We start from the raw sequence: 4,622 nt of genomic DNA, 5'->3' as shown, positions 1-4,622 counted from the left end.
AAATTCTCAGAGGCGCCAGAGGATGGACCGAGGGAGCCAAACATGCGGCCCGGCTCCAGGCAGCCGAGCGATTGCGGGAATGTATCCCGGCCGATCGAGTCGTAGACGACGTCCACGCCTTTGCCGCCGGTGAGCTCACGAACGCGGTCGAGGAAGTTTTCCGTCCTGTAGTTGATGACGTAATCGTAGCCATGCTCGAGCGCGAGCTTCACCTTGTCTTGCGAGCCGGCGGTACCGATCACGGTAGCGCCCAGCGCCTTTGCCCATTGCCCTGCGATGAGGCCGACGCCGCCGGCGGCAGCATGGAAAAGCAGAACCGTTTCAGGACCGACCTTGAATGTTCGGTTCAGCAGATATTCGGCGGTCATGCCCTTCAGCATCATCGCGGCTGCTGTTTCCAGGCTGATCGCGTCGGGCACCTTGACGAGGTGCTTGGCCTCGACATTCCGCTCGACGCTGTAGGCGCCGTCGGCACCGGCATAGGCAACCCGGTCACCGACTGCGAAACCGTTGACGCCAGGTCCGATCGCCGTCACGGTGCCTGCCGCTTCCTTCCCGGCGATGAACGGCAGATGCGCCGCCTTATAAGTTCCATCGCGGAAATACACGTCGATGAAATTGAGCCCGATGGCAGCGTGCCTGATCTGGATCTCGTCGGCGGATGGCGGCGGCAAATCGACATCGACATACTCAAGAACTTCAGGACCGCCATTGCGGCTGAAAGCAATCGCCTGCGTCTTTGTCATAACCGCCTCCTATTCGCTACGTCCCAGCGCCGGGAAGAACTGCAGTACGGCGCCGATGCAATAAAGATAGATACCGCTGATCACGAAGAGAATAATGGCCCATTGCGGCATGCTGAAGTGCATGAGCAGTGAAAACATGCCGAGCGCCGACCAGAAGAAGAAAACGCCGAGATTGATGAACCGCAGACGCTGGACGCGCACCGGATGCAGGAAATTGATTGGCAGGAAGGTAAGGATCACCGAGACGATCACCACCGTCAGGGCGGTCGCAGCGCTTGCGTCGATGACGAAGAGCGTAAAGACGATCATATTCCAGACGACAGGGAAACCGGAGAAGAAATACTCCTCGGTCTTCATTCCCATATCGGCATAATAGATGGCGCTCGACACGACAATCATGCCGGCGGCGGCAAAAGACCAGGGTTCACCGATCATGCCGCTCTGGTATAGTGCGAAAGCCGGCAAAAGCACGTAGGTTACATAATCGATGATATTGTCGAGCGTGTCGCCCGACCAGTTGGGCAGCACCTCCTTCACCCGCACCTTACGGGCGATGGGACCGTCGATGCCGTCGACGAGCAGAGCAAGGCCCAACCACCAGAACATGTCGATGAAGCGGTGTTCGGCGGCGGCGACCACGCCCAGAAATGCGAGGAAAGAGCCGGACGCCGTCAAAATATGGACGGAAAAGGCGCGTATCTCTGCATAAGGAACGCGCTTGTAGTTGAAAATCTTCATGTTCCCCCGTACCGCCTGCCGCCGCTTGAACCTGTGGGCAGCGTTTTGGCCTTAATATGCATCCTTTGCCCCGCTTCGCCAGCGCAAAAGCAACAAGATCATGCAGGCATTGATACATGACAATGATACGCATATTTCCTACTGATAGCGTCGCAGAGAATGGAATGCCTTTAATTTCCGGCATATTTGTAATATCTGCCTCGCATCAGACCTATCATGCGACGAATACGGGATCCGATACCGAATGAACGCTCCAGCAAAGACCGAAGATTTCGCCTCCGCCGTTCCGGCAAATGTCTATGCCGAAACGGTGCTGAGCGTCACGCAATATACGGACCGGCTCTTCCGCTTCACCATGACCCGACCGCAGGGTTTCCGTTTCCGTTCCGGCGAGTTCGCGATGATCGGCCTCATGGTCGATGGCAAGCCGATTTTTCGTGCGTACTCCATTGCAAGCCCCGCCTGGGCCGAAGAACTCGAATTCTTCTCGATCAAGGTGCCGGACGGCCCGCTCACATCGCATCTCCAGGACATCAAGCCGGGCGACCAGGTTCTGATGCGCAAGAAGCCGACGGGTACGCTGGTGCTTGACGCGTTGACGCCCGGCAAGCGGCTTTACATGTTCTCGACCGGAACGGGCATCGCGCCCTTCGCAAGCCTCATCCGCGACCCCGATACCTACGAGAAGTACGAGGAAGTGATCCTCACCCACACGACGCGCGAGGTCGCGGAACTGAAATACGGCTTCGATCTGATAGAAGAGATCCGGAACGACGAACTGCTGAGCGAGATCGTCGGCGACAAACTGCGTCACTATGCGACGGTCACCCGCGAGGATTTCGAATATCGCGGTCGCATCACCGACCTGATCTCCTCCGGCAAGCTCTTTACCGATCTTGGCGTTCCGCCGCTCGACCCGGCAATCGACCGCGGCATGATCTGCGGCTCGTCCGCCATGTTGAAGGACACTAAGGAATTGCTCGAAAAGGCAGGCTTTGAAGAAGGCGCCAACAGCAAGCCGGCCGAGTTCGTCATCGAACGCGCCTTCGTCGGTTGACGGTTTTTGGATTATTGATTGAACGGCTCCGGAGACGGGGCCGTTTTCATTTGTGGCTGAGATAGTCGATCAAGGCCGCCATTGCCTGCCGCGATTCTTCTACCTTGCCCTGCTGGATGGCGCGAATAACCGTGACGTGCAGCTTGATCGAGCGGTCCATCCGCTCCGGAGTGGCCATCGAATACCAAAGACGGCGTGAATGTGTCTGCACAGGTCCGAGCGACGCGGTGATGTATGTATTCGGGCAAGCCTCTTCGAGTAGCTCGTCGAATGCCTTGTCGGCAGCGAAGAAGGCGGCAAGATCGCCATTGACCGCGCAATTGGTCATTGTGCGGGCGCAGTCTATCAGCGCCCGCCGCTGCTCGTCCGTCGCATGCTTCGCGACCAGCGACGCAGCAATAGGCTCCAGTTCCCTGCGCACCTGCATGACATTGGCATGGTCGTCCGGTTTGATCTCCGCCACCTGCAGCCCGACCCGCGGCCTGACGATGACGAGCCCCTGCCAGGCAAGCTTCTGTATCGCTTCGCGCACCGGCGTACGGCCGTGACCGGCAATATCGATCAGCTGCTTTTCGGTCACCAGCGCGCCCGGCTTCAACACCAGCGTCACAATCGCGTGTTCAAGTGCGAGATAGGCTAGATGGCTCTGTGAACTCTGCATTCGATAGTCCATACTTCATCCTGATATATCAGATATTGACACGACGCAAATCAGATGGCAAGCTACTGTGATATATCAGAGTTAAGGAGACGAACATGTGGCGCGGCGTATTTCCTGCAGTAACGACGAAATTCACTGAGAGCGGCGAGCTAGATCTTGCCGAAATGGAACGCTGCTTCGGGCTCCAGGCCGATGCAGGTGTCGATGGCATCATCGTCTGCGGCTCGCTCGGCGAGAACATGACGCTCGAGCCGGAAGAAAAGCTGGAGATCCTGAATGTCGCGCGCTCGGCTGCGGGTTCGAGGCCAGTCCTAATGACGGTTTGCGAAAGCTCGACAAAGCGTGGCGCCGCTGCAGCCAAGGCCGCAGCAAAGGCCGGTGCGAGCGGCTTCATGGTCTTGCCAGGCGTACCTTACAAATCCGCTCCGGAAGAGACGCTGACGCATGTCCAGACGATTGCCGCGGCCGGTGGCCTGCCGATCATGGTCTACAACAATCCTATCGCCTATGGCGTAGACGTCACGATCCCGATGTTCGAAGAGCTGGCGAAGAACGATCTCGTCGTCGCCATGAAGGAATCGACCGACGATATCCGCCGCGTGACGGACGTCTTCAATGCCTTCGGCGAACGCTTCGATGTGTTTACCGGCGTCGACAACCTGGCGCTCGAAAGTCTCTTGATGGGGGCGCACGGCTGGGTCGCCGGTCTCGTCGTCGCCTTCCCGAAGGAAACGGTCGCAATCTATAAGCTCGTCCAGGCGGGCCGCCTCGATGAAGCGCGCGCCATCTACCGCTGGTTCCGGCCGCTGCTCGACCTGGACGTCTCGACCTTCCTCGTCCAGAACATCAAGCTTGCGGAAGTCTACGCCATTCAGTCGAACGACCGCGTCCGCGCCCCTCGCCTGCCGCTCTGCGGCGAACAGCGCCTGCGCGTCGTTGGCGTGATTGAAAAGGCGCTTTCAAACCGCCCGGAACTGCCGAAGTTCTGATCAATCGGCACACGGAGTGTTCCAAGGCCGGGCATCGCCCGGCCTTGTTCATTCGTGCCGTAAGGCCTCGATCGGATTGAGCTGCGCGGCCCTTCGCGCCGGGAAATAGCCGAAGATCATGCCGATTGCGGCCGAGAAGACGAAGGCGACGGCGATCATCAGCGGGCTGACGACGAAGGGAACCTTCAAGAGCGTCACGGCGGTGAAGCCGATGACTAATCCGAATAAGATGGCCATGAGGCCGCCGAAAAGCGCACGCGCAACCGCCTCGAACAAAAACTGCCACACTAACAGCATCGCCAAAGCGCCGAACGCAAGACGTAAGACAATATCCCGTGTGCTGTAAGGGGCCAGCACAGGAACGTACTTCAAGAGGCCGATGCACCGGCGTGGGAGAGTAAGCGGTGGTGAAGCAGCAAAGAACGCAGCAG

At 58.5% G+C, this 4,622-nt stretch carries 6 protein-coding genes; 2 read left to right on the top strand and 4 right to left on the bottom strand.

Going from position 1 to position 4,622, the window contains the following annotated elements; translation table 11 throughout:
* Together C9413_RS28090 and pcsA are read right to left on the bottom strand one after the other, a co-directional pair.
* The coding region (locus tag C9413_RS28090) for a quinone oxidoreductase (RefSeq protein ID WP_170251212.1) at positions 1 to 746 on the bottom strand (746 nt) is incomplete at its 3' end.
* 9 nt (positions 747 to 755) lie between these two features.
* Complete coding sequence (pcsA, locus tag C9413_RS28085; protein ID WP_039844850.1) at positions 756 to 1,484, bottom strand: phosphatidylcholine synthase; 729 nt, start codon at positions 1,482 to 1,484, stop codon at positions 756 to 758.
* A gap of 244 nt (positions 1,485 to 1,728) precedes the next feature.
* On the opposite strand from pcsA, the gene C9413_RS28080 reads away from it, so the two are divergent.
* Entirely contained in the window at positions 1,729 to 2,541 is an 813-nt protein-coding gene (locus C9413_RS28080) for a ferredoxin--NADP reductase (RefSeq protein ID WP_039844849.1), read from the top strand.
* A 46-nt stretch (positions 2,542 to 2,587) separates the two neighbouring features.
* Here C9413_RS28080 and C9413_RS28075 read toward each other — a convergent pair whose 3' ends face one another.
* Complete coding sequence (locus C9413_RS28075; protein ID WP_039846749.1) at positions 2,588 to 3,202, bottom strand: GntR family transcriptional regulator; 615 nt, start codon at positions 3,200 to 3,202, stop codon at positions 2,588 to 2,590.
* Positions 3,203 to 3,297: 95 nt separating this feature from the next.
* Here C9413_RS28075 and C9413_RS28070 point away from each other — a divergent pair, with 95 nt between their 5' ends.
* Complete coding sequence (locus tag C9413_RS28070) at positions 3,298 to 4,191, top strand: dihydrodipicolinate synthase family protein (RefSeq protein WP_039844848.1); 894 nt, start codon at positions 3,298 to 3,300, stop codon at positions 4,189 to 4,191.
* 48 nt (positions 4,192 to 4,239) lie between these two features.
* On the opposite strand, the gene C9413_RS28065 is transcribed toward C9413_RS28070, so the two are convergent.
* Positions 4,240 to 4,622: FtsX-like permease family protein (locus tag C9413_RS28065; protein ID WP_348648808.1), on the bottom strand; the 383-nt coding region annotated here is incomplete at its 5' end.

Origin of the sequence: Rhizobium sp. SEMIA 4085, assembly GCF_013004495.1 — a bacterium.
GTDB lineage: Bacteria > Pseudomonadota > Alphaproteobacteria > Rhizobiales > Rhizobiaceae > Rhizobium > Rhizobium gallicum.
Note: the sequence above shows the minus strand (reverse complement) of the source record. Positions and strands in the feature narration are given on the sequence as shown.